We start from the raw sequence: 25274 nt of genomic DNA on the forward strand, positions 1-25274 counted from the left end.
TCCCACGGGACCCGTGCGTCCCAGGGCGCCCGGCTCCTCCTCCGCACTCACTGTGACGAGCCCGGAATGCTGCGTGAACACCTCGTGAATCGCCCACCGGCGTCCGCGGACGGCGGGACCATTCTGACGTGCCCTCCTGGACGGATATGATCCGTTTCGCCTTCCAGCCGGTCGTCAATCTGACGACCGGGGGGATAGCGGCGCTGGAGACACTCGCCCGCCCCGAGTCCGGGGACATCCTGGCCGAGGCCCGCCGTGATCCCGAACTGGACGGAAGACTGGCCGCGTTGGCCCTGCGGGCCGCCGCCCGCAGGGAGACGCTGCTGCCGCTGCACGTCAACGTGTTCGCCGGGACCCTGGCCGACCTCGGCCGGCTCTCCGCGCTGCGCAACGAGGTGCGGGAATCCGGACGGCTGCCCTGGGAGGTGACCGTCGACGTCGTCCCGCCCTACACCCACGTGCCGCAGCACGCCCTGCTGGAGGCGGTGGCCGCGGTGCGCGGCGAGGGCTTCCGGATCTGCGCGGACGGGATCGGCGACGGCGACGTACCGCTGCGCCTGCTCACGGATCTCGCCCCGGACCTGATGAAGCTCGACGTGTCCCTGCTGTCGCGGCCCGCCGCCGTGCGCGCGATGCGGACGCTGTGCGACGAACTCGGCGCGCTGCTGTCCGTCGAGGGCGTCGAGACGGAAGGGCAGTGCGCCGCCGCGCTGACGGCGGGGGCGCAGCTCGCTCAGGGCGATCTGTTCGCACCGCCCGCCCGTCGCCCTTCGGCGGACGTATACGTTCCGGCGCTGACGCCCGGTGACCGCGCCGCGCCCCGGTCCGGGCCGTCCGTGGGGCAGTTCGTCCGCCCGGCCGCCCTGTTGCCGGCCACCGCGTCGGCCGGACAGGTCCGGGCCCTGCTCACCGGGTCGCCCGACGTGTCCGGTGTGCTGCTCGTGGACCCGTTCGGGGTGCCGGTCCGCTCGGTGCACCGGTCCCGCTTCCTGCTGTCGATGTCCGGGCGCTACGGGCACGCGCTGTACGCGGACCGGCCGGCCGTCAGACTCGGCGACGCGCCGCGCACGGTCGGTGTGGACGCCACGGCCTGGGAGGTGCTGGACGTCGTCGCGGACGGGGACCGGGACCGTACGTCCGACGACGTGGCGGTCGTGGACCGGCACGGGCGGTGCGTGGGAGTGGTGCGCCTCGCGGACCTCGTACGGGCGCTGTCGGAGAGCCGGGTCGAGGAGGCGGCCGGGCTCAATCCGCTGACCCGGCTGCCCGGTTCGGACGCGATCACCGGGGAGGTGGACCGGCGGATCGCCGCCGGCCGGGTCTTCGCGCTGAGCTGGCTGGACATCGACCACTTCAAACAGGTCAACGACGGAGCGGGCTTCGCGGCCGGGGACGAGCTGATCCGGTCGGTGGGGCGGACGCTGCAGCTCTCGGCGTCCGGGGCGACGCTGGTCGGGCACATCGGCGGTGACGACTTCCTGGTCCTCGCCGATCCGGACACCCTCGACCCCCTGGCGTCCTCGGTGCTCGACACGTCCTGGGCGGCGGGCGGGCACGCCGTCACGCTCTCGCTGGCCACGGTGCTGTGCGCGCCGGGCAGCGTGCTGGACCACCGGCAGGCGGCCACCTCGCTCGCTCCCCTCAAGCAGGCCGCCAAGGCGCTGGACGGGGCGAGCTGGGTGCTGGGGCGCGCGGGGCTGCCCGGGCACGAGATCCGCCGCGGCACGGGGACCGGATCCGGTCATGGTCCGAGGGAGCCGTACGGGCGGACGCTGACCGGGTGACCGGTCCGTAACCGGTGCCGTCACCGGCCTTGACGCCCCCTGGGCGCCGGTGAACACTTCCGGGTGTCGGTCGGCATCGCCGCCAATCGGGCGCCATCAGGCACCGCACCAGCAGGGCATCCGGCCTGCTCAAGGGCCTTTTCCCCCGGGCGATTCCGCTGCGACGGCACGCTCGTCACGGACGCCGGGCAGGGCGCGGGATCTCCCTGTCTCCGGCCGCAGCAGCCATGGGAACGCACTCTGCACGGTGGCCCGGAGCGGATCGTTCCGGGCGAGAGCCTAGGAGCCGCCATGAGCAACGGGGACATCTTTGTCGGCGAGTTGATCGGTACGGCGATCCTGATCCTCTTCGGCGCCGGCGTGTGCGCCGCCGTCACTCTGAACAGATCCAAGGCCCAGGGAGCGGGCTGGATCGTCATCACCTTCGGATGGGGCTTCGGCGTCCTCGCCGGTGCCTACACCGCGGCACCGCTGTCGGGCGGGCAGATCAACCCGGCGGTCACCGTCGGGTTCGCGATCGAGGGTTCCACCAAGTGGTCGGACGTGCCCTTCTACCTCCTCGGGCAGTTCGCCGGAGCCGTCGTCGGGGCGGTCCTGTGCTGGCTGCTCTACCTCGGCCAGTTCAACCTCAACGCCGAGGACGACAAGGCCATCGAGACGCTCGGCATCTTCTCGACGCGTCCCGAGATCGCCCATCCGGTGCAGAACCTGATCACCGAGATCATCGCCACCGCCGCCCTGATGCTGCCCATCCTCGGGATGGTCGGCGGCGGCAAGCACGTGGCCGGCATCGGCGACGCGGGACTCCCGGTCCTGCTCATCTCCTTCCTCGTCGTCGGCATCGGCCTCTCGCTGGGCGGTCCCACCGGCTACGCCATCAACCCGGCCCGCGACCTGGGACCGCGCCTCGCCCACGCGCTGCTGCCGATTCCCAACAAGGGCACTTCGGAGTGGAGCTACTCCTGGATCCCCGTCGTCGGTCCGCTCGCGGGTGCCGCTCTGGGCGCCGGGATCTACAACCTCGCCTTCTGACCTGTCGCCGCCGCCCCCGGCGGCGCGGCCATCCGACGCGAACGCAGCCTCCTGACGATGAACACGCAAGGGGACGCCATGACGGACAACTCCGAGAAATACGTCGCCGCGATCGACCAGGGAACCACCTCGAGCCGCTGCATCATCTTCGACCGGTCCGGCGCGATCGTCGCCGTCGACCAGCGCGAACACCGCCAGATCTTCCCCAAGCCGGGCTGGGTGGAGCACGACGCCACCGAGATCTGGTCCAAGGTGCAGGCCGTCGTCGCCGGAGCGGTCGCCAAGGCCGGACTGCGCGCCGACCAGCTGAGCGCGCTCGGCATCACCAACCAGCGCGAGACGACGGTGCTGTGGGACCGGGCCACCGGCAAGCCGGTCCACAACGCGATCGTCTGGCAGGACACCCGTACGTCGGCGCTCTGCAACGAACTCGGCGGCACGGACGGCCAGGACCGCTTCCGGGAACAGACCGGACTCCCGCTGGCCAGCTACTTCTCCGGGCCCAAGGCCGCCTGGCTGCTGGACAACGTCCCGGGACTGCGCGCCCGCGCGGAACGCGGTGAGATCGCCTTCGGCACGATCGACTCGTGGCTCATCTGGAACCTGACGGGCGGCACCGAGGGCGGGCGGCACGTCACCGACGTGACCAACGCCGGGCGCACCATGCTGATGAACCTGGACACCCTCCAGTGGGACCCGGCCATCCTCTCCGCCATGGACATCCCCGAGGCGGTGCTCCCCGAGATCAGGTCCTCGGCCGAGGTGTACGGCACCGCGGTCGGCCGGCTCGGCGGTGTGCCCGTCGCGTCGGCGCTCGGCGACCAGCAGGCGGCGGTCTTCGGGCAGGCCTGCTACGACGTCGGTACGGCCAAGAACACGTACGGCACCGGCAGTTTCCTGCTGCTGAACACCGGCAACAGGCCCGTCCCCTCGAAGAACGGGCTGCTGACCACGATGGGCTACAAGATCGGCTCCGAGGCGCCCGTGTACTGCCTCGAGGGGTCGATCGCGATCACGGGCGCGCTGGTGCAGTGGTTCCGGGACCAGCTCGGCATCATCCGTTCCGCCGACGAGATCGAGACCCTGGCGGCGAGCGTCGAGGACAACGGCGGCGCGTACATCGTGCCCGCCTTCTCGGGCCTGTTCGCCCCCTACTGGCGCTCGGACGCCCGCGGGGTCGTCACGGGTCTCACGCGGTACGTCACGAAGGCGCATCTCGCGCGGGCGGTGCTCGAGGCCACGAGCTGGCAGACGCGTGAGGTCGTGGACGCCATGTACCAGGATTCCGGGGTGCCGATCACCACCCTGAAGGTGGACGGCGGCATGACCGGGAACAATCTGCTGATGCAGCATCAGGCGGACGTCCTGGGCGTGCCGGTCATCCGTCCGAAGGTCTCCGAGACGACCTGTCTGGGCGCCGCCTACGCGGCCGGGCTGGCGACCGGGGTGTGGAACGGCCTCGACGAGCTGAAGTCGCACTGGCAGGAGGACGTCTCCTGGACGCCGTCCATGGAGGCTTCGGTGCGCGACCGCGAGTACGACAACTGGCGCAAGGCGGTGGAGAAGAGCTTCGGCTGGCACGACGACACCGTCGGATAGCCCCGGGGCGCGCCGGCGCGGAACACGGTTTCACGCGCGTGCGGGGCCCGGACGGATCACGCGCGCGTGCACGACCGCGGCCCGTACCCCGGTCGGCGGGGGTACGGGCCGCACCTGCGCTTCGTGACGGCCGCGCGGGCGCGGGGGCCGGGCGGTGACGGCCGCGGACATCGAGTCAGGCGCAACGGCCGGTCGGGGCCCGGGTCAGGTGGCGACTGCGGCCTCACGGGCGGCCGCCGCGTGGGCCATCGCGTGCTGGACGACGCTGATCAGGACTTCCTTGACGGACTCGCGGTCCCGGGCGTCGCACAGGACGACGGGGACGCCCGGATCGAGGTCGAGGGCCTGGCGCACGGCGTCGGCGGGGTAACGGGCCGCCTCGTCGAAGCAGTTGACTCCGACCACGAAGGGTATGGAGCGCCGCTCGAAGTAGTCGACCGCCGCGAAGCAGTCCTCCAGGCGCCGGGTGTCGGCCAGCACGACGGCGCCCAGGGCGCCGGTGGCGAGCTCGTCCCACAGGAACCAGAAGCGGTCCTGGCCGGGGGTCCCGAACAGATAGAGGACCAGGTCCTCGCGCAGGGTGATGCGGCCGAAGTCCATGGCGACGGTCGTGGTGTGCTTGCCCTCCACACCGCTGATGTCGTCGACCGGGCGGCCCGCCTCGGTGAGGACTTCCTCGGTGCGCAGCGGCCTGATCTCGCTGACCGCGCCGACGAGGGTCGTCTTGCCCACGCCGAAGCCGCCCGCGACAAGGATCTTGAGCGTGACGGGCTCGACCGGAGGCTTCCCGCGCTCAGAACGCCCGAAGATCATCGATCTCTTCTCCTGCTGTGTGGGGGTCGTGCGGCGGTGGGCCGTAGCCACCGCCGCCGGGGGTTTCGACGACGAGTACGTCGCCGGGTCCGACGTCCGCCGCATCGCTGCCGCCGAGTTCCGTGACGGTGCCGTCGGCGCGTTCGACCCGGTTGACGCCGAGGGCACCGGGCTCGCCGCCCGCCATGCCGTACGGCGGCACCCTACGGTGCTGCGAGAGCGTGGATACGGTCATCGGCTCGAGGAACCTGATACGCCGTACGGCGCCGTCGCCGCCCCGCCAGTGTCCGGGGCCGCCGCTGCCGTGTCGAATCGCGAACTCGTCGAGTCTGACGGGCAGTCGCCACTCCAGGACCTCGGGATCGGTGAGCCGCGAGTTGGTCATGTGGGTCTGTACGACGGGTGCTCCGGGGAAGCCGTCCCCGGCGCCCGATCCGGAGGCCACGGTCTCGTAGTACTGGTGGCGCTCGTTTCCGAAGGTGACGTTGTTCATGGTGCCGGAGCCCTCGGCCTGCACGCCCAGGGCGGCGTAGAGGGCGCCGGTGATCGCCTGGGACGTCTCCACGTTCCCGGCGACGACGGCGGCGGGCGGCTCGGGGGCGAGCATCGATCCCGGTGGCACGACGATGCGCAGGGGCCGCAGGCAGCCGTCGTTGAGCGGGATGTCGTCGTTCACCAGGGTGCGGAAGACGTACAGGACGGCGGCGTTGACCACGGCGAAGGGCGCGTTGAAGTTGGTGGCGAGCTGCGCCGAGGTGCCGGTGAAGTCGACGGTGGCGGAGCGTGCCTCGCGGTCGACGGAGACCCGGACGCGGATGACCGCGCCGGAGTCCGTCTCGTAGGCGAACTCGCCGTCCTGGAGCGTGTCGACGACGCGCCGCACCGCTTCCTCGGCGTTGTCCTGGACGTGCCGCATGTACGCCTGGACGACGTCGAGCCCGAAGTCCTCGATCATGCGGCCGACTTCGTCGACGCCCTTGCGGTTGGCGGCGATCTGGGCGCGCAGGTCGGCGAGGTTGGTCCCCGGATTGCGCGAGGGATGGGGTCCGGCCGTGAGCAGGTCCCGTGTCTCCGTCTCGCGGAAGCGTCCGTCCTCGGCGAGCAGCCAGTTGTCGAAGAGGACGCCCTCCTCGTCGATGGCGCGACTGTTCGCCGGCATGGAGCCCGGCGCGATGCCGCCGATCTCGGCGTGGTGGCCCCGTGAGGCGACGTAGAACAGGATCCGCTCACCCTCCGTGTCGAAGACCGGGGTGATCACGGTGACGTCGGGGAGGTGGGTGCCACCGTGGTACGGGTCGTTGACGGCGTAGGTGTCGCCGGGCCGCATGGTGTCGCCGCGGCGGCGGACGACCTCCTGCACGCTCGTGCCCATCGAACCCAGGTGGACCGGGATGTGCGGGGCGTTGGCCACCAGGTTTCCGTCCGGGTCGAACAGGGCGCAGGAGAAGTCCAGCCGCTCCTTGATGTTGACGGACTGGGCGGTCGACTCCAGCCGGGCGCCCATCTGTTCGGCGATCGACATGAACAGGTTGTTGAAGACCTCGAGCAGGACGGGATCGGCTTGCGTGCCCAGTTCGGAACTCTCCGTGATCGCCGCGCGTTCCATGACCAGATGCCCGTCGTCGGTCGTGGCGGCCCGCCAGCCGTCGTCGACGACGGTCGTCGAGCCGGCCTCCGCGATGATCGCCGGCCCGTTCACCGTCTCGCCCGGCGCGAGTTCCTCACGTCGGTGCAGGGGTGCGTCGTGCCAGGCGCCGCCGGTGTGGAGGCGGACGGTCGGGGCGGTGGCGGTGGGTGCGGCGGAAGCGGTTTCACGGGGTGCGAGGGCGGAGAGGTCGGGGGGTTCGGTGAGACCGGTGGCTTCCACGGAGAGGGATTCGACGACGACCGGACGGTCGAGGGTGAAGGAGTAGGTGGCGCGATGGCGTTCTTCGAAGGCGTGGGTCATGGTGTCGGGCTCGGTGAGCCCGACGGTCAGTGCCGTGTCCGTGCCGTCGTAGCGGAGCTGTGCCCTGCGGGTGATCCGGATGCGCTCCTCGGGGACGTCCTCGGCAAGGAGTTCGGCGCGGGTGGCGCTCTCCAGATCGTCGGCCGTCTTGAAAATGCTGGCCATCGCGGCGGGTTCGAGGGGGGTTTCGACGGACTGCTCGCGCATGGCCGTGGTGTCGGCGAGTCCGATGCCGAGGGCGGACAGGACGCCCGCCATGGGCGGGACCAGGACGGTGCGGATGCCGAGCGAGTCGGCGACCATGCACGCGTGCTGGCCGCCTGCGCCACCGAACGTGGTGAGCGCGTAGCGGGTGACGTCGTGGCCCTTCTGGACGGAGATCCGTTTGACGGCGTTCGCGATGTTGGCGACGGCGATCTGCAGGAAGCCCTCGGCGACCTGCTCCGGGGTGCGGGTGTCGCCGGTGCTCTCGTGGATCTCCTCGGCGAGCGCGGTGAACCGGTCGTGGACGAGCGCGGTGTCGAGGGGCTGGTCGCCGTCGGGGCCGAACACCTTCGGGAAGTGGTCGGGCTGGACGCGGCCGAGGGCGACGTTGGCGTCGGTGACCGTCAGCGGACCGCCGTTGCGGTAGCAGGCGGGGCCCGGTGCGGCGCCGGCCGAGTCGGGGCCGACGCGGTAGCGGGAGCCGTCGAAGTGGAGCACCGATCCGCCGCCCGCGGCGACGGTGTGGATGTCCAGCATCGGGGCGCGCAGCCGGATCCCGGCGATGTGGGTGGTGAAGGTCCGCTCGTAGTCTCCGGCGAAGTGGGAGACGTCCGTGGAGGTGCCGCCCATGTCGAAGCCGATGACGCGGTCGTGGCCGGCGAGGTGCGACATCCGGGCCATGCCGACGATGCCGCCCGCCGGTCCCGAGAGGATGGCGTCCTTGCCCCGGAACTGTCCGGCCTCGGTGAGCCCTCCGTTGGACTGCATGAACATCAGCCGCACGCCCTGGAGTTCGTCGGCGACCCGCTGGACGTAGCGGCGCAGCACGGGCGACAGGTAGGCGTCGACGACGGCCGTGTCACCGCGCGGAACCAGCTTCATCAGCGGGCTGACCTCGCTGGACAGGGAGACCTGCGGGAAGCCGACACGTGTCGCCAGCTCGCCGACGGCCTGTTCGTGGGCGGGGTGGAGATGGCTGTGCAGGCAGACCACGGCGACCGCGCGGATCCCGTCGTCGTAGGCCTCCTGGAGCGACGTGGCGAGCGCTTCCAGGTCGGGGGCCCGCAGGACGGTGCCGTCGGCGGCGATCCGTTCGTCGACCTCGACGACCCGTTCGTGGAGCAGTTCGGGGAGTTCGATCGCGCGGGCGAAGATGGCCGGGCGGTTCTGGTAGGCGATGCGCAGGGCGTCGCGGAAGCCCCGGGTGGTGACGAGGAGCGTGCGCTCGCCCTTGCGTTCGAGGAGCGCGTTGGTCGCGACGGTGGTGCCCATGCGGACGGCGTCGACCCGGGCGCCCGTGGTGTCTCCCGCGTGGCGGAGGAGTTCACGGACGCCCGCGACCGCGGCGTCGGCGTAGCGGGCGGGGTTCTCGGACAGCAGTTTGTGCGTGAGCAGCCGGCCGTCCGGGCGCCGCGCGACGATGTCCGTGAAGGTACCGCCCCGGTCGACCCAGAACTGCCAGCCTGTCACGTCTGTTCCCCGTTTCCGCCCAGCTCAGAGCGCCCTGAGGCCGCTGATCACGTCGCGCAGAATACTCTCGTCCGGCAGCTCGGCGGGGGGTACGGGACGTGTCACATGCACCATTTCGTCATCCACCAGGTCCCCGATCAGGACCCGCACCACTCCGATGGGCAGATCGAGTCCGGCCGCCAGTTCGGCGACCGACTGGGGGACGTCACGGCAGAGTTCGACGATGTCCACGTGTTCCGGGGACAGCGTGTGGTCCGCCTCGGGGTCCTCGGCGTGCTGTTCCGTGACCACCAGCGCGATCAGGTCGAGGCGGTGCTGGGCCGCGCTGGTGGTGCGGCCCCGGGTCATCGCGTACGGGCGGACCACCGGTCCCGCCTCGTCGTCGAACCAGTGGCGTCTTCCCTGACCGTCTCCGCTCATGTCATCCCACTACCCGCCCGAAGGCAGATCGGTGCGCGGAACGGATGCCAGATGCGCGCCGACCCGCTTGACGAGAAGCGTCATCTCGTAGGCGACCTGGCCCACGTCGGAGTCGGCGTCCGAGAGGACGGCCAGGCAGCTGCCGTCCCCGGCGGCGGTGACGAACAGGAAGGCCTCGTCGAGTTCGACGACGGTCTGGCGGACACCGCCCGCGTCGAAGTGCCGGCCGACGCCCTTGGCGAGGCTGTGGAAGCCGGAGGCGACGGCGGCCAGGTGTTCGCTGTCCTCGCGGGTCAGGTCCTTCGAGGCGCCGGTGGGCAGACCGTCTCCGGAGAGCACGATCGCCTTGTTGATGCTGGCGACGCGGTCCACCAGCTCGTCGAGAAGCCAGTTCAGCTCGCCGGTGACGTTGCTGGTCGTGGCGGGCCCTGCGGCCTTCGGTGCGGTCATCGACCGTCCCCCTTTGTCGTTCCTCGTGCTGAGCCGTCCTGGGCCTGGTCGCCCTCGGCGTTCTCTTCGCGGCCGCGCTGCCAGCCACGCTGGAGCGAGGCCATGCGGCTGCGTACTTCGTCGGCGTCCCGTTCGACGGGGTCGGGCCCCGCGGCGCCGAGGCCGTCGCCGCGTTCGGCGAGCCGGGCCGGGCCGTCCTTCAACTGCGGGGCCAGATTGGCCTGCCGGACGCGGCGGGGCAGCGGGGCCGTGCCCGCTTCCGCCTGCTCTGCCGTGGTGTAGCGCTGCGCGGTGGTGTCGTCCGGGCTCGCGGGGGACGCCGTGGTGCGGGTGCGCCGGGGCAGCGCCGGAGCCTCGTGGCGGCCCGGGGTTTCGGGGCTCGCGGTGCTCCCGCGGCGGACCGGCGTCGCGGCGGACTCGGACGCCTCGTGGAGAGCGGGTCTCCCGGCGGGGCCGAGGGACGCGCGGGGCGAGGGAACGCCGGAGCGCTCGACGCCGTGCCCGGCCGGGGCGGAGGACCGCTCGCCACGCCTCCTGGGCAGCGGCTTCGTTCCTTCGGGTCCGGGCGCACGGCGTTCCCGGTGGTCCGGCCCCTCCGCCTCGGGGTCCCACCCGGCCGCCGGTTCCCCGGTCCGGTTCTCGTCCTGGTCGCGCCACGATCCGGTGGAGCTGACAGGACGGCCGTGGGAGCTGACCAGCTTGGGCGTCCTGCGGCGCGGCAGTGGTACGGGGGCGCCGTCGGCACGGTCGTCGTCCCCTGGGACGGCGGGGTCGTCGCCGGCCTCGGTGTCGTGCCCAGTGGGAACACCTGCGATGGATCGCCGCGGGCGGAAGAGTCCTCCGCGCTCGCTGTCGTCGTCGCCGAGGGCGCCGGGGAATCCGGTGAGGGTGTCCAGGTCGACTGGTGCGTCCAGCTCGACGGGGCCGTCCAGGACGGAGGAGGGCAGCCCCGGGAGCCGCGTCGACGACTCGGCGAGCGTGGCCTTCCCGGACGCCCGGTCCTTGGGTAGGGCTCGATCGAGGCGGAAGCCGATGCCGTTGGTGTCCGGCACGTCGTCGGTGAGCAGGGCGTCCGGCATGAAGACGACCGCGGTGGTGCCGCCGTAGGGGGAAGGCTGGAGCGAGACGCGGACGTTCTGGCGCTGGGCGAGCCGGCTGACCACGAAGAGGCCGAGCCGGTCGGTGTCGGAGAGCTCGAACTCGGGGGTCTCGGCGAGCCGCAGGTTGGCGTCGAGCAGAGCTTCGGCGGTCATGCCGAGGCCGCGGTCGTGGATCTCCAGCGTGAAGCCGTTGGCGACGCGCTCGCCGACGACGTGGACGGCCGTGTGCGGGGGCGAGAACACCGTCGCGTTCTCGAGGAGTTCGGCCACCAGATGGGTGACGTCGGCGACGGCGGGACCCGTGACGGCCACGCGCGGCAGGCGGCGTACCTCGACGCGTTCGTAGTCCTCGACCTCGGCGACGGCGGCGCGGACGATGTCCATGAGCTGGACGGGCTTGCGCCACTGCCGTGAGGGCGCGGCGCCGGACAGGATGACCAGTCCCTCGGCGTGGCGCCGCATACGGGTGGTCAGGTGGTCGAGGCGGAACAGGTCGGCCAGCTCGTCGGTGTCCTCGGTCCTGCGTTCCATGGTGTCGAGGAGCGTGAGCTGCTTGTGCAGCAGCACCTGGCTGCGACGGGCGAGGTTGACGAAGACCTCGGAGACGCCCTCGCGCAGTTCGGACTGCTTGACGGCGGCCTCGACGGCGGCGCGCTGAAGGGTGTTGAGGGCCTGTCCGACCTCGCCGATCTCGTTCCGGTCGTACTCCAGGCGTGGCACCTCGGTCTCGACGTCGACCTGTTCGCCGGCGGAGAGCCTGCGCATGACGCTGGGCAGCCGGACGCCGGACGCTTCGTGGGCCTCCATGCGCAGCCGCCTGAGGTCGCGGATGAGGCTGCGGCCGATGCGCACGGACATGAAGAGCGAGACCAGCAGGGCGATCAGACCGACCACGCCTGCGCCGACGGCCTGGAGGATGACGCTCATGGCCACGGGCCTGACGCGGTCCCGGTAGTGGTCACCGGCCCGGTCCTCGAGTTCGCCGAGTTCGGTGAGCACGTGTCCGGCCGCGCTGTCCCAGCTCTTCGCGGTGACTCCGCGCGGCGTGCCGGCCCCGGAGCCGGCGACGGTCTGCTCGGCCGCGCGCAGCGGTCCGGTGGCGGCGTTCCCCCAGTAGCGCTCGAAGCGGGCGCGGTCCTGGGAGGGGAGCAGCGGGAGGCTGACGTCGTACAGCAGCGTGCGCTGGGCCACGAGGTCGGAGATCTGGCGGAGTTCGTCCCGGGTGAGGTGTCCGGAGACGAGCGCGGAGCCGAGGAGGGCGTCCTCGCGGGAGAGGAGTTCGCGGGCGCGGGACACGTTGACGAGGGCGCGGTTCTCCTTGTCCAGCTCCACGTCGTCGACCCCGTGCAGGTTCGCCAGCAGGACGTAGCAGGGGTCGATGAGCCGGTCGTACAGGCCGAGGGCCTGGACGCGGTCGATGGTGCCGTCCTCGACGCCGTTGCGCAGCGAGGAGATCCCGTCGACGGCGTCGAGGAGGGAGGTGAGGCGCTCCGACGTGCCCGAGCCGAGGTCCTCACGGACACCCTTGTCCTTGGCGTTGCCGCGGAGCCTCGCCAGGACACGGTCCGTGGCGGCGCGGCTGCGCCTCAGCGCGTCGAGTCCGTCGGAGGCGCGAGGATCGGCCAGGTAGACGAGTGTCCGGCGGCGTTCGCGCTGGAGAACCCTGACGGTGTCCTCGGCGGGGTGGCCGACCTTCTTCACGACCTCGGAGACGGCGAAGAGTTCGCCGGCCTCACGTCCCGTCAGCACGGTGGCGAAAGCCCAGATCGCGGTCAACGACACCAGGGGCACGAGGAGCAGCGCCACAATCTTCCGGCGGATGGACTTCCCGCGAAAGCGCATGGCCTCCCCCAGCTCGACCCCCGGGGACCGGGGGCACACATGTGCGTCAACAAACGGCGTGAGCCTACTACTGACCCGTAGGCATCTCTAAGACCCTTCAGGGGATGATCCCGGCCCGACGGGGCACGAGACATGGGGAGTTGTCCGTTCATTGGGGGAGATTGCGCCCCTGGATGCGGCACTTGGGGCCGGATCCCATCGGAGTGGGGAACTTCGTCAGTTGGCCGAAATTCTTCGCTCGGCGGGAATCTTCGGGGCAGGTCGTTCGTCTGTCTGTACGGGAATTGAGGGCGGAATCGGCCACAGGCGTCGCATGCCGCGCTCAGTCGGCGTAAAAGAGCGCAAGCCGGGCACTGACTGGGGGGCGGGGGTCGCGAGACACCCGTGCGAGAGGACTGCCGGGCGGTGGGGAGTGACAAGTTGATGGGCACGGCGGAGCGGAGCGGGGCACCCGCTGCTGAGGTCGCGACACGAAAGGCGGCACAACTGGCCACCCGGGAACCGGAGGAGGGCGTCCCGGCACCGGGGCGCGTCCGTCCGGACACGGGATCGGCGACGGAACGGCCCGGCACGGCGGACCTCCAGGACACCGCCCCGGAGCGGGGTGGCCGGGCCGAGGAGAAGGGCGCTGCCACGAACGGATACGAGAGCCACGAAGAGCGGGCCTACTACCGCCCGTTGTGGATCGAGGAGCCCGCGCGCAGGCGCCGGCTGCCCGACCCGGTGCGGACGTCCGCCGTGCGCGCGGTGCTCGTCATCGCGGTCACGCTGATCCAGGCCGTGGTGGCCTTCCTGTGCACGATGGCGGAATCCTGGCTGGCGTTCCCGATGGTCGTCAGCAGCGTGGCCGGCACGGTCGTCGCCACCTGGGCCGTGCTGGACATCTGGGTGACGCGGCAGGTGTGGAACCAGCGGAACGGCGTGGTGTCGGTGCCGAGCAGCACCGCGCGGGCGCTGCGGCGCGAGCGTCGCAAGGCCCGGCGTCAGGCACGGATCGCGGCGCGGGCCCAGGAGCGGATACGCAGGCGCGGCGGGGCCGGCCAGTTGTCGCACTCGTAGGCGGAGCGGGAGCTCTCCACGGCCCGGCGCTTCGGCGGACCGGCCGTCCTCGAGGGCTCCCTCGCCACTACGGACGGGGGCCGAAGCCGTTTATCACAACCCGGCCCGCGGGGAGCGGCCGTCGGACAGTTTCGTTCCGACGGCCGGACCCGAAGGCGCCGCTACGGGGTGACCGGTGCCGGGCGCTTGAACATCCGGGTCGCGGTGATCTCGGTGTGCACGGCTTCCCCGGCGGCCGCCTCGCGCGGCAGCCCCGGCCGCAGATGCTCCTCCACACTGATGTACTTCAGCCCCGCGCGGAGGTCGGCGTCGTTGCGCAGCCTGATGACCAGCGGGAACTCGGCGAGCGCGGTCGTGTCGAACAGGCCGGTGGTGTACAGGAGCTGGACGCCCAGCGCGTCCGAGACGGCCCGCTGGAGCTCCAGCAGATATGTCGCGTTGGCGCGTCCGATGGGGTTGTCGAGGAACAGGGTGCCGGCGTGCCGGTGCTTGTCGCGGCCCCGGTCGTTGCTGCGCAGCGCGGCCATCGTGCAGTACAGGGCGATGGCGGCGGTGAGCAGCTGGCCGCCGGAGAACACGTCGCCCATCTGTCCGACGGGCACGCGCTCGGCGCGCAGCACGGCGTCCGGCTTGAGGATCTCGACGGCGACGCCCTTGGGCTGGAGGGCGGCACTGACCCCGCGCAGCAGCAGGGACATGCCGTCGCGCCGCATGTCGGAGTTCTTCTTGACCGCCGCGCGGGTGGCTTCGTCCACCACCTCGCCGAGCCGTTCGGTGAGGGTCGCCTGGTCGGGTTCCTCGAAGCGGATGCGCAGGAACTCCTGCCCCGACCACTCCCCCAGTCCCTCCGGCAGCCGGGACAGCCGCTGGGCCGAACGGAGGGTGGCGAGGGAGGACTCGACGAGCCCGCGCAGCCGGTCCACGATCGAGTCCCGGTTGCGTTCCAGCTGCGCCAGTTCGTCGGTCAGCACCCGCAGCCGGGGGGCGAACGCGTCCGCCCACTTCTGCGCGTGCTCGGGCAGCGAGGAAGCGGGCAGCTCGCGGATCTGCTGCCGGGCAGGGGTGCGCACCTGCTCGTAGCGCGTGGAGTTGGCGTGCCGCACGAGGATGTCGCTCGCCTCGCGGACGGCGGCCTCGGCGGTGGTCAGGTCGGCGGCGCAGCCGCGCAGGGAGCGACGGCTCTCGGCGGCCGAGTGACGGGCCTCCTCCAGCGTGCCGGGGTAGGGCTCGGGTTCGTCGTGCTCCTCGTCGACGTGGTCGCGGAGCAGGTCGCGCAGGAGCGCGGCCGTCTCGTCGAAGCCGCCGGCCGCGTCCTCGGCGGACCGGTGGGCGTCGAGGAACTCGGCGTGCGCCTCGCGCGCCTGGTTCAACGCCTCGGTGCGGGAGGCGAGTTGGGCCGTGGCGGTGCGCAGGAGGGTCTGGGCCTGCTCGGCGTCCTCGGGAACCAGGTCCTCGGCCAGTTCGGTGTGGGCCTCGCCCTCCTCGGGCGCGTGCCGCTCGGCCTCGCCGCGGAGCCGGCCGAGCTGTTCGCTCGCGGTCGACATCCGGGTCTCCAGGAGCTGCACGAGCTCCTCGGCGCGGGCGGCGGCGGCCTGCCGGGAGGGGCCGTCCGAGCCGTCCGGTGATTCGAGGAGCTGGCCGGCGCGGGTGCGGACCTTGTTGCTGAGCCGGTCCAGCTCCGCGAGGGCGGCGGTCTCGTCGCTCTCGGCGCGTGCCTGCTCGGCCCGCAGGTCGGCGCCGACGCCGACCTTCTCGTAGAGCTGCGACGCGGCCCGGTAGGCCTCGCGCAGGGCGGGCAGCGAGGCCTTGGCCGGGGCGGCACCGTCGTGGGTCACCTCGTCGGGGGCACCGGCGATCTCCGCGCGTTCGGCACGCAGCGCGCGGGCCGTGCGGCGGGCGTCGTCGGCCGCGCGCTGGGCGGCACGGCGGTCCTCGTCGGCGGCGCGGGCGCGCTCCAGGCACACCTGGGCGCGGGCCTCCGACTCCGTCGCCTCGTCGGCGAGTTCGCGGAGCCTGACCTGCCAGCCGGCGCGCTCGCGCAGCCGGAAGGCGAGTCCGGCGAGCGCGTCGGCGGCGCGCCGGGCCTTCTGTGCGGCCTCCTGGCGCTCGTCGCGGACATGGGCGGCCTCGGCCGCCGTCTCGTCGGCCTCCGCCCGGACGGTGCGGGCCTCGGCGAGCTCGGCCTCGGCCTCCTCGGCGAACGCGCGCGCCTCCACGGCGGCCGCGGCCAGTTCGGCGAGCCGCCCGGCGGGGCAGCCGGTGCGCCAGGACGCGAGGCGCGCGGCCAGCTCGCGGTCCTTGCCGAGACGGGCGGCGAGGCCGCGGATCTCCTCGTCGCGCAGGACCGTCCGGGCCCGCAGTGCCTGGCGCTCCTCGTCGGCGGCGTGCTCGTCGTGCATGGCCGGGTTCGGCGGGACGAGGAAGACCCCGCCGTCGTCCGTGTCGGCGGCCGGAGTGGGGGCGAGCAGGGCGGCGGCCGTTCCGACGGCCACCGTCGAGCGGGGCAGCAGGGCGGCGTCGCCGAGGACCTCGCGGGCCCGGGCGTGGGTGTCCGGGTCGGTGATGATCACACCGTCGACGAGTTCGGGCCGGGCGGCCAGGACGCGCGCGTGGTCGACGGGGTCGACGGCCTGGGCGAGATAGCGCCAGCCGGGCAGCGCGGGAATGCCGTGCTCGCCGAGGTACTCGACGGCGGCGAGGACGTCCGGGCCGGGCGGGAGGAGTCCGCCGTCGCCGAGCGCCCCGAGGATGCGGGCGTCGTCGGCCGCGTCGGTGCGCAGGTCGAAGAGCTGCCGCTCGGCGGAGGCGACGGTCTCGTCGAGAAGGCCGCGGACGTCGTCGGCGTAGCGGTCGAGTTCCTCGGCGGTCAGTGGTGCCCCGCCCGCCGAGGGGACCGGGCCGTCGGACTCCTCGTCGCGGCGCGGCTGCGGAACCATGCGCGGGGTGCCGGCACCGGGCAGGCTGAGCAGCTCCGCGAGCCGTTCCTCCTGCGCCAGGGTCTCGGCCGTGCGCCGCTCCGCTTCGTGCGAGCGCTCGGCGGCCGTGGCCGCGTCGGCCGCGCGGGCGGCCGTCAGCTCGGCGCGGGACTCGGCGGAGGCCGCCTCCCGTGCCTGGTCGGCGGTGTGACGGGCGGCCTCGCGCGCGGTGTCCCAGGCGGCGACGGCGCTCTTCTCGGCGTCGCTCGCGGCCAGGGCGGCGCGGGCCGGGTCGGCGTCGGGGGCGCTGTCGTCGAGCCAGCCGGCCCGGACCGCCTCGGCGGTCTCCTGCTCGACCTCGGCCAGCCGCTGGCGCAGGTGCCCGATCTCGCTGCGGGCGCGCTGCGCGGCGGTCGCGGCCGCGGTCGAGTCGGCGTACGCGGTCTCGCCCGCTTCCTGGAGGCCCGAGGAGCGCTCCTCCTCCTCGTTGGCGAGTGCCTCGGCGCCCTCGGCGGCCCGGTGCAGCGCACGGACGAGGTCGACGGCGGCGGTGGCGCGGGCCGCGAGCGCGGGAGCGGCGTCCCGCTCGGCCTCGCGGATCGCGTCGGCGACGCGGGTGGAGCGGTCGGCGGCGGCACGGTGGCGCAGCACGGCCTCGGCGGCCTGCCAGGCCGCGTGCAAGGTGCGGGCGTCGGCGAGCTCGCGCTTCTGCGCGGCGGCGGACTTCTCGGCGCCGGCGAGGGCCAGCGAGGCGTGGCGGTAGGCGAGTTCGGCGGCGATCAGCGCGCTGCGCTCGCGGGCGCCCTCGGCGTGGGTGACGGCGTAGGCGGCGGCGGTCACGCGCTGGGCGAGCTCCCCGGCGCGCACGCGTTCCTGGACGGCCCGGGCGGACAGTCGGCGTGCCAGCGTCCTGGTGCGCCGCTCGGCGCCGGCGTGGATGTCACGCGCGCGTGCCCGCGCCCCGGCGGCGTCGACGATGCGGCCGAGCAGGTCCACGGAACCGGCGGTGAAGTCGCGCTCCGCCATGAGTTCGGCGCGGCGCCCCAGCTTGTTGCCGAAGCCGCCGACGAGGTCGGCGAGGCCGTCGGTGTCGCGGGTGTCGGTGACCGCGCGCAGCAGCAGATCGGTGAAGTCGGAGTCCTTCTTGACCGCGAAGAGGCCGGCGGCCTCGCCCTCGTCGGCGTTCATCTCCCGCTGGTAGCGGAAGAGTTCGGGGTCCAGGCCCAGGTCGCCGAGGTGTTCGTTCCAGCGGTCGTGGATCTCCTCCCAGTGCACCTCCAGGTGCGGGTAGGCCTTGCCCGCCTCGGTGATCGCGTCGCGGAAGCCCTTCATGGTGCGCCGGCGTCCCTGCGCGCCGGAGGCACCCTCGACCGGCGGGCGCACCGAAGTGGCCTCGGCGACGGGCAGGTTGTCCAGGCTGAGCCCGGGACCGGGCCGGAACGAGTACCAGGCCTCGGCGAACTTCCGCGGGTCGTTGGAGACCTGCCGTCCGCGCCACTCGCTCGCCTTGCCGACCACCACGCACTCGCCGGTGAGCGTGTGCTGCCACTCCAGGGCGACGTGTCCGCAGTCGTCGGCGAGCAGGAACTTGCGCAGCACGCCGGAGCTGGCGCCGCCGAGGGTGTTGCGGTGGCCGGGGAGCATGACCGAGAAGATCAGCTTGAGCAGGACGGACTTGCCGCCGCCGTTCTCCAGGAAGAGCACACCGGCGGGCGCGGGCCGGCGCGGCGGGCCGACCGGCTCCTCCGCGAAGAACTCCGCCTGGGTGGGCGCCGGGTCGGGTACGGGCTCACCGACTCCGCGCAGGTCCAGCACGGTGTCGGCGTAACGCGCACCGGCGGGCCCGATGGAGTGGAGGCGGACCCGGGACAGCTCGTACATGGCGGCGGACTCTCGTAGTCGAAAGGGGGGAGGTCGTGGAGGGGGCCGGGAGGGCGGCGGACGTCAGGAGTGGAACGGCAGTCCGGCGCCGGCCACGAGCTCCAGGTCGTCGGTGTCCTCAGCGGGCAGCAGGCTCGCCGTACCGTCCGTCACCGGAACGATCCCGAGCTCCAGGAGTTCCGCCATGGCCGCGCTGCCCGCCATGTCGCGGACCTGCAGCTGGTAGCGGGCCGTCGTGCGGTAGGTCCCGCCGGCGTCGTCCCCGGTGCGCTGGAGGAACCCGGAGTCGGTGAGGAAGGCGACGGCCTTGGCGATGATGCCGGTCGTCGAGCCCGCCAGTCTTCGCGCGTCCTTGGTGGCGCCGGTGGAGCTGCGCCGTGCCCAGATCCGCCAGGCCGCCTCCAGCCCGGGGGCGTCGGTCGCCGGGTCGGTGTTCTCGCCGGTCTCCTCGGCCCGCTCCTCCAGGCGCCGGCAGGCCTGTCGTACGAAGGCGTCGACGCCGTTGACCGAGACGCGCCCGATGTAGCCGTCGTCGGCGAGGTCCTCGGGGCGCGGGAAGGCCAGGGCGGCCACGGCGAGGTGGGCGAGACCGTGCAGGAACCGGTCCCCGGAGTCGGTCGAGGCGCGGCGCGCGTAGTCGCCCATGCGGACGGCGAAGACCGAGTCCTCGGCGGCGGTCACGGCCATCCCCGCGCGCGGGGACACCTCCAGGACGACGAGCCCGAGGCCCGCGGCGACCGCGTCGGCGAGCCGCGCGAAGGGCGGGTCCTCACGGTAGCGGCGCAGCAGCTCGGTGTACTCCTGGTCGCGCGCGGGCTGCAGCTTGGGCTGCAGCCCGAAGGCGACGAGCCGCGCCGCGTCGGCGGCGTCGGCAGGGGTGACGGGGGCGTTCGCCGGTGTGGCGGTGGCCTCCGGTTCACTCCACTCGACGTGCTCGTTCACGGCTGAAGCTCCTTGGTCGGAAGTACGAGGGTACGTGCAGGGACGCGGGCGGCCGCCCGGTGCGAGGCCCGTGCGCCCGAGGGACGCGACTGCGCCGGACCCTGCGCCCGAAGTCCCGCCGGGTCCCGGGGACAGTGCGTCGCCGGGCGGGTGCGGCCCGCGGCGCCGGACGCGAAGGACCGGGGTGACCTGGGGCGCGCGGCTTCGGGGGACGGATGCCTCATGCCCGGTCCGCCTTCATCCCGGCCGCGTCGAGCAGCGCCATGCCGACGATCAGGTCGGCCCCGCCGAATTCCGGGTCGTCCAGCTCGGTGCCGTCGTCCACGGCGAACAGCAGGCGCTCCTCGCCCTGGCGGTAGGCGGTGCCGACCGGCGGGCTCGCGGCGTGCACGGCGAGCAGGGCGACCAGATACGGCAGGTCGGGGTCGCGGTCGCGGGCCTCCGCGAGCAGTCCCGACAGCCGGCGCGGCGCGTCGGGCGGGAGGTTCAGCAGCTCCTGGGCCGAGGCGAGCTGCTCCTCGCTGAAGCGGCTGTCGTCGGGAGTGGCGATCAGGTCGGGCTCGGGCATCTCGGCGCCGAGGTGCTCGCGCTCCATCGGCGGGGTCAGCAGGATGTCGACGAGGTCCGCGACCCGTACGGCGACGGGGGTGCGCAGGCCCGTCCCGCGCCGGAAGAAGGCGTCCGTGACCCGCAGCGCCCCCTCCACCGGCAGGGGAAGCACCGGCGCGACCAGATGGCCGTACAGGTCGATGCCCGCGGTGGTCATGGGGGTGCCGAAGGCCTGCCGGTCCTGTTCGGCGCGGAACAGCGGGCCGGCTTCGAGGAGGCGGGACTGGAGCTGGGTGTGACGGCGGATGCAGTCCTTGACTATGTCGACGAGCTCGGCGGCGCGCCGCTTCTGCTCGGGGTCCTCGGACTCGTCACGGGCCTTGCGGATGTTGGTGAGGATCGCGTTCTCGTGGCGGTACCGGTCGGCCACGTGGTCCAGGGCCTCGGCGATCATGTCGGGCACGGCCTGGAGCCAGTCGACGGCCCGGACGTTGCGCCGGGTGGCGTCGAGTGCCTTGCGCAGCGTCTCCGCGTACTGCACGGTGCGGTAGCGGGCCTGCTCGGCGGCGAGCTGGGCGTCGGCCAGCCGGCCGCGGCTGATCAGGACCTCCAGCTTGACCTCGGCGGCGATCTGCGCGCTGGTGACATCGGTGTCGAGGGCGCCGACGAGGACGTTGACCGCCTCGTCGGTCGTACGGAGGTAGACACCGCCTCCGTATCCCGGCACTTCCTCGATCAGCTTGAAGTCGTAGTCGCGCCGGACGTAGGTGCCGTCGGGGGCGAAGGTGCCGTACACGGCCCGGAAGCCGCGGTCGACGCTGCCGACGTTGATCAGGTTCTCCAGGACCCAGCGGGCCACGCGCTCGTGCTCGGCGACCGGGCGGGCGGGGGCCTGGGCGGCGATGCGCGGGATGAGCCGGGCCACTATCTGGTCGTGGTCGGCACCCGTGTCGAAGTCCATGTTCAGTGTGACGAGATCGATGGCGGCGAGGGCCACCTCGGCCATGCCGTACACCGAGTACTCGCCCGCGAGGTTCGCCTTGCGCATGTCCAGGTCGTGCAGCGGCGCGGTGCAGGCGAGCGCCCGCAGCCGCCGCGCCAGGCCCTCGTCGGCGGCCGGGCCCGGCGCAGGGCGCGGTCCCGCGCTGAGCTGGGGCGGAACGCGGTCCGTCGATACAGGCGAAGTCACGCTGCACAGAGTAGGTCCTCGGTCCGACAACGGTCGAAACGGCGCAGAAGCGACCGCCGTCACGCCGGCACCACAACCCGCGGGGCCCGCCTCGTCGCACCCAGCCACCCCGATGGCCGAGGCACCCCCGCCCGCAGCGGGACCGGAGGCCGGCAGGCGCCGGCCGCGTGGCCGATGCCACACCCGCCGCGCGCCATGCGTACCCGTCAGGCCGTGCCCGTCAGCCCGTGCCCTGTCCCCCGTCGGCGACCCGGCGCGCGTACACCTCGACCAGACCCCTGAGCGAGTCGTCGAGGTAGGCGGCGAGGAGACGCTCCGCGCCGTCCCGGTCGCCCGCCGTGAGGGTCTTCAGGATCTCGTGGTTGCGCGCGAGATAGGGCTCGTGGAGCCGCTGGGGGTCGTCCACGACGTGGAACGCCAGCCGCAGCTCCGCGAAGACGCTGCGCATCACCTCGTCGGTACGGGCGCTGCCGGCGAGCGCGACCAGTTCCCGGTGGAAGTGGATGTTGGCGGTCGACACACCTTTCCAGTCACCTTCGCGGGCCGCCCGCTGCCCGTCGGAGACGGCCCTGCCGATCCCCTCGAGGGCGTACGGCGGACTGCCGAGCCCGCGGACCACGGCGCACTCGACGAGGGACCGGGTGCGGTAGATGTCCTCGACGTCCTCGACGGTGAGGACCCGCACGAAGACCCCCCGGTTGAGCTCGTGCACCAGCAGCCGCTCGTGCGTGAGCAGCCGGAACGCCTCCCGCAGCGTGTTGCGCGAGACGCCGAGGGCGCCGCCGATGCTGTCCTCCGACAGCCGCGTCCCGGGCGGGAAGAAGCCCTCGGCGATGCGGCTCCTGAGGATGTCCGAGACCCGCTCGGCGGTGCTGGTGCGGCCCAACAGGGCTCGGTCGTCGGCCAGTTCCGTCAGCTCTGCCATGCCCGGAATTCAACCGCAGAGAGAAGAACGAAACAACACGGGTATTGAGGGATCGTTCAACGATCCTCTACGTTGTCGGGCAGGCGCTCTCCGTGTCACCGCGAACGGCCCCGCGCCCGAAGGCTTCCGCACGGCTCGGCTCGGTCCTCACGCACTCTCCGTCTCCCACTGCGAGGTGCCCATGAGCACGACCCCTCCACCCCAGGCCCTGACCCCCGGCACCCCACCCGCCACGGGTGAACCCGGCGCGCGGGACGGCGCGTTCGGCTGGCTGCGCGCCCTCGGCCCCCGCGGCCGGCGCGCCTTCGGCGGCGCGTTCGGCGGCTACGGCCTCGACTCGTACGACTACTTCACCCTGCCGCTGAGCATGGTCGCCCTCGCGGCGTACTTCGGCCTCGACAGCGGTCAGACCGGTCTGTTCACCACGGTCACGCTGGTCGTGTCCGCGGTCGGCGGCGCCGTCGCCGGTGTGGTCGCGGACCGGATCGGACGCGTCAAGGCGCTGATGATCACGGTCGTCACCTACGCGGTGTTCACCGTGGCCTGCGGTTTCGCGCCGAACTACGAGACCCTGCTGGTGTTCCGCGCCCTCCAGGGGCTCGGCTTCGGCGGAGAGTGGGCGGTCGGTGCCGTCCTGGTCGCCGAGTACGCGAGCCCGCGCCACCGCGGGCGCACGCTCGGCGCCGTCCAGAGCGCCTGGGCCGTCGGCTGGGGTCTGGCGGTCGTCGTCTACACGCTGGTCTTCCAGTACGTCGACGAGGGCCTCGCCTGGCGCGTGATGTTCTGGACCGGCGCCCTGCCCGCGCTGCTGGTGGTGTGGGTCAGGCGCCAGGTGCACGACGCCCCCGAGGCGGCCGCGGCCCGCGAGCGGAGCGCGGACAGGGGATCCTTCACCGCGCTCTTCAGGCCCGGTACGGCGACGAGCCCGGGCCTGCTGCGCACCACGGTCTTCGCGGTGCTGCTCTCCACCGGTGTCCAGGGCGGCTACTACACGCTGGCCACCTGGGTGCCCACGTATCTGAAGACGGAACGCGGACTGTCCGTCGTCGGCACCGGCGGCTACCTGACGCTCCTGATCTCCGGCGCCTTCCTCGGCTACCTCACGGGCGGTCTGCTCACCGACAGACTGGGCCGCAAACGCAACATCCTGCTCTTCGCGGTCCTCTCCGCGGCCTGCATCCTGGCGTACGCGAACATCCCGAGCGGGGCCGACACCCTTCTCCTGGTGCTCGGTTTCCCCCTCGGCTTCTGCATGTCGGCGATCTTCAGCGGCTTCGGCTCGTTCCTCAGCGAGCTGTACCCGGTCGCGGTGCGCGGCACGGGACAGGGCTTCGCGTACAACACCGGGCGGGCCGTCGGCGCCGCCTTCCCCACCACGGTCGGCTTCCTGGCCGACAGCTGGGGCGTGGGCGGGGCGCTGGTCTTCGGCGCGATCGGCTACGCGCTGGCCGCGCTCGCCCTGACCGGACTCCCCGAGACCCGTGGCAAGGAGCTCCTGTGAACGACACCGTCCAGGTCCGCCCGTCCGCGCTCGACGGGGACGACCCGCAGGACCTGCCCGAGGCCCCCGCCCGCACGCACGCGTGGACCCCCGCGGCGGCACGCCGGCGCTTCCGTACCGGGCTGTCGGTGTCCACCGCAGGGATCGCCGCGGGCCACGCCCAGGCCAACCTCGTCTCGGTGCCGGCCGACTGGGCGTACGAGATGCTGCTGTTCTGCCAGCGCAACCCCAAGCCGTGTCCCGTCCTCGACGTCACCGACGCCGGTTCCTGGACCACCGTGCTCGCCGAGGGCGCCGACCTGCGCACCGACCTGCCGGGCTACCGGGTGTGGGAGCACGGCGAGCTGGTGGCCGAGCCCACGGACGTCGTGGGCCACTGGCGCCCCGACCTGGTGTCGTTCCTGATCGGCTGCAGTTTCACCTTCGAGTGGGCGCTGAGGTCCGCGGGCGTGCCGATGCGCCACATCGAGCAGGGCCGCAACGTCTCGATGTACGTGACGGCGCGTCAGTGCCGGCCGGCGGGGCGGCTGCGCGGGCCGATGGTCGTCTCGATGCGCCCGGTTCCGCCTGAGCACCTGAGCACGGCGATCCGGGAGAGCAGTCTGCTGCCGGCCGTGCACGGCTCCCCGGTGCACTGCGGCGATCCGTCGGGGCTGGGCATCGAGGACCTCGCGCGCCCCGACTTCGGCGATCCGGTGGTCGCCGCCCCGGACGACATCCCGGTGTTCTGGGCCTGCGGAGTGACACCCCAGGCCGCGGTGATGGCATCCCGTCCGCCGTTCGCGATCACCCACGCGCCCGGCCGGATGTTCATCACCGACACCCGCGACGAGCAGTACCGAGTGGCCTGAACGGGCCGGAACAGGAGGAACGGCAGCCCATGACCCCCACGACCCCCATCGATCTCAACGCCGATCTCGGCGAGGGCTTCGGCCGCTGGCGGCTGACCGACGACGAACAGCTGCTGTCCGTCGTGACCAGCGCCAACGTGGCCTGCGGCTTCCACGCCGGGGACGCGGCCACCATGCGCCGGGTGTGCGAGCTGGCGGCCGAGCGGGGCGTACGGATCGGCGCCCAGGTCTCCTACCGTGACCTGGCGGGGTTCGGGCGGCGGGCGATGGACGTGCCGCCCGCCGAGCTGACGGCCGAAGTGGCCTACCAGATCGGCGCGCTGGAGGTCTTCGCGCGGGCGGCGGGCTCGCGGGTGGCGTACGTGAAGCCGCACGGCGCGCTCTACAACCGCGTGGTGCACGACGAGGAACAGGCGGCGGCGGTCGTCGACGGCGTGCTGCTCGCGGGCGCGGGGCTGCCCGTCCTCGGGCTGCCGTCGTCGCGCTTCCTGAAGACCGCCGAGCGGGCCGGACTGCCCGTCGTGGCCGAGGCGTTCGCGGACCGTGCCTACACCGGGGAGGGCACGCTCGTGCCGCGTACCCAGGAGGGCGCGGTGATCACCGAGGCCGACGCCGTGGTCGAGCGCTCCCTGGGCCTGGCCCGTTCCGGGACGGTCCTGGCGCTCTCCGGGGAGCGCGTCCCGGTACGGGCGCGCTCGCTGTGCCTGCACGGGGACACGCCGGGGGCGGTCGGACTGGCCCGTCGGGTGCGGGCCCGGCTGGAGTCGGCGGGCGTGCCCGTCGAGGCGTTCGCGTGAGGC

At 72.9% G+C, this 25274-nt stretch carries 16 protein-coding genes; 7 read left to right on the forward strand and 9 right to left on the reverse strand.

Annotated features, from left to right (window positions below; all coding sequences use genetic code 11):
* Positions 1–128 precede the first annotated feature (128 nt).
* The 3 genes from IO36_RS17755 (at position 129) to glpK (ending at position 4415) form a co-directional block, all read left to right on the forward strand.
* The gene (locus IO36_RS17755; RefSeq protein WP_037621030.1) at positions 129–1784 is read left to right on the forward strand and encodes a GGDEF domain-containing protein; all 1656 of its coding nucleotides are present in this window, start codon (positions 129–131) and stop codon (positions 1782–1784) included.
* A 291-nt stretch (positions 1785–2075) separates the two neighbouring features.
* Positions 2076–2816 (forward strand): MIP/aquaporin family protein, encoded by a 741-nt coding sequence (locus IO36_RS17760; protein ID WP_037621031.1) that lies wholly within the window; start codon positions 2076–2078, stop codon positions 2814–2816.
* A 78-nt stretch (positions 2817–2894) separates the two neighbouring features.
* On the forward strand, positions 2895–4415 hold the full coding sequence (gene glpK / locus IO36_RS17765) for a glycerol kinase GlpK (RefSeq protein ID WP_037621032.1): 1521 nt from the start codon (positions 2895–2897) through the stop codon (positions 4413–4415).
* Between the two features lie 204 nt (positions 4416–4619).
* On the opposite strand, the gene IO36_RS17770 is transcribed toward glpK, so the two are convergent.
* From IO36_RS17770 to IO36_RS17790, 5 genes are read right to left on the reverse strand one after another with little or no spacing between them, the layout of a single operon-like run.
* A complete protein-coding gene (locus IO36_RS17770) occupies positions 4620–5228 on the reverse strand; it encodes a GTP-binding protein (protein ID WP_037621033.1) in 609 nt (202 codons plus the stop codon).
* Positions 5209–8850 carry a hydantoinase B/oxoprolinase family protein gene (locus tag IO36_RS17775; RefSeq protein ID WP_037621034.1) on the reverse strand — a complete coding sequence of 1214 codons (3642 nt, stop codon included), beginning with the start codon at positions 8848–8850 and terminating at the stop codon, positions 5209–5211. The genes IO36_RS17770 and IO36_RS17775 overlap by 20 nt, the downstream gene beginning before the upstream one ends.
* A gap of 24 nt (positions 8851–8874) precedes the next feature.
* Complete coding sequence (locus tag IO36_RS17780) at positions 8875–9270, reverse strand: DUF742 domain-containing protein (protein WP_037621035.1); 396 nt, start codon at positions 9268–9270, stop codon at positions 8875–8877.
* Between the two features lie 9 nt (positions 9271–9279).
* Entirely contained in the window at positions 9280–9720 is a 441-nt protein-coding gene (locus IO36_RS17785; RefSeq protein WP_037621036.1) for a roadblock/LC7 domain-containing protein, read from the reverse strand.
* Positions 9717–12662, reverse strand: coding sequence for a sensor histidine kinase (locus IO36_RS17790; protein WP_037621037.1), 2946 nt, complete (start codon positions 12660–12662; stop codon positions 9717–9719). The genes IO36_RS17785 and IO36_RS17790 overlap by 4 nt, the downstream gene beginning before the upstream one ends.
* A 405-nt stretch (positions 12663–13067) precedes the next feature.
* Here IO36_RS17790 and IO36_RS17795 point away from each other — a divergent pair, with 405 nt between their 5' ends.
* The gene (locus IO36_RS17795) at positions 13068–13721 is read left to right on the forward strand and encodes a hypothetical protein (RefSeq protein ID WP_107065735.1); all 654 of its coding nucleotides are present in this window, start codon (positions 13068–13070) and stop codon (positions 13719–13721) included.
* 161 nt (positions 13722–13882) lie between these two features.
* On the opposite strand, the gene IO36_RS17800 is transcribed toward IO36_RS17795, so the two are convergent.
* The 4 genes from IO36_RS17800 to IO36_RS17815 form a co-directional block, all read right to left on the reverse strand.
* The gene (locus IO36_RS17800) at positions 13883–18517 is read right to left on the reverse strand and encodes a coiled-coil domain-containing protein (RefSeq protein ID WP_037621039.1); all 4635 of its coding nucleotides are present in this window, start codon (positions 18515–18517) and stop codon (positions 13883–13885) included.
* A 63-nt stretch (positions 18518–18580) separates the two neighbouring features.
* Complete coding sequence (locus IO36_RS17805) at positions 18581–19459, reverse strand: hypothetical protein (RefSeq protein ID WP_037621040.1); 879 nt, start codon at positions 19457–19459, stop codon at positions 18581–18583.
* A gap of 220 nt (positions 19460–19679) precedes the next feature.
* Positions 19680–21197, reverse strand: a complete 1518-nt coding sequence (locus tag IO36_RS17810) for a hypothetical protein (protein WP_037621041.1) — start codon at positions 21195–21197, stop codon at positions 19680–19682.
* 220 nt (positions 21198–21417) lie between these two features.
* Complete coding sequence (locus IO36_RS17815; RefSeq protein ID WP_037621042.1) at positions 21418–22122, reverse strand: GntR family transcriptional regulator; 705 nt, start codon at positions 22120–22122, stop codon at positions 21418–21420.
* Between the two features lie 181 nt (positions 22123–22303).
* Here IO36_RS17815 and IO36_RS17820 point away from each other — a divergent pair, with 181 nt between their 5' ends.
* The 3 genes from IO36_RS17820 to IO36_RS17830 are packed head-to-tail and all read left to right on the forward strand — an operon-like array spanning position 22304 to position 25271.
* Positions 22304–23623 carry an MFS transporter gene (locus IO36_RS17820; protein ID WP_037621043.1) on the forward strand — a complete coding sequence of 440 codons (1320 nt, stop codon included), beginning with the start codon at positions 22304–22306 and terminating at the stop codon, positions 23621–23623.
* A 53-nt stretch (positions 23624–23676) separates the two neighbouring features.
* On the forward strand, positions 23677–24474 hold the full coding sequence (locus IO36_RS17825; protein WP_107065740.1) for a putative hydro-lyase: 798 nt from the start codon (positions 23677–23679) through the stop codon (positions 24472–24474).
* 29 nt (positions 24475–24503) lie between these two features.
* Complete coding sequence (locus tag IO36_RS17830) at positions 24504–25271, forward strand: LamB/YcsF family protein (protein ID WP_037621045.1); 768 nt, start codon at positions 24504–24506, stop codon at positions 25269–25271.
* Positions 25272–25274 lie beyond the last annotated feature (3 nt).

Source organism: Streptomyces aureus, from assembly GCF_000725495.1.
Taxonomy (GTDB): domain Bacteria; phylum Actinomycetota; class Actinomycetes; order Streptomycetales; family Streptomycetaceae; genus Streptomyces; species Streptomyces aureus_B.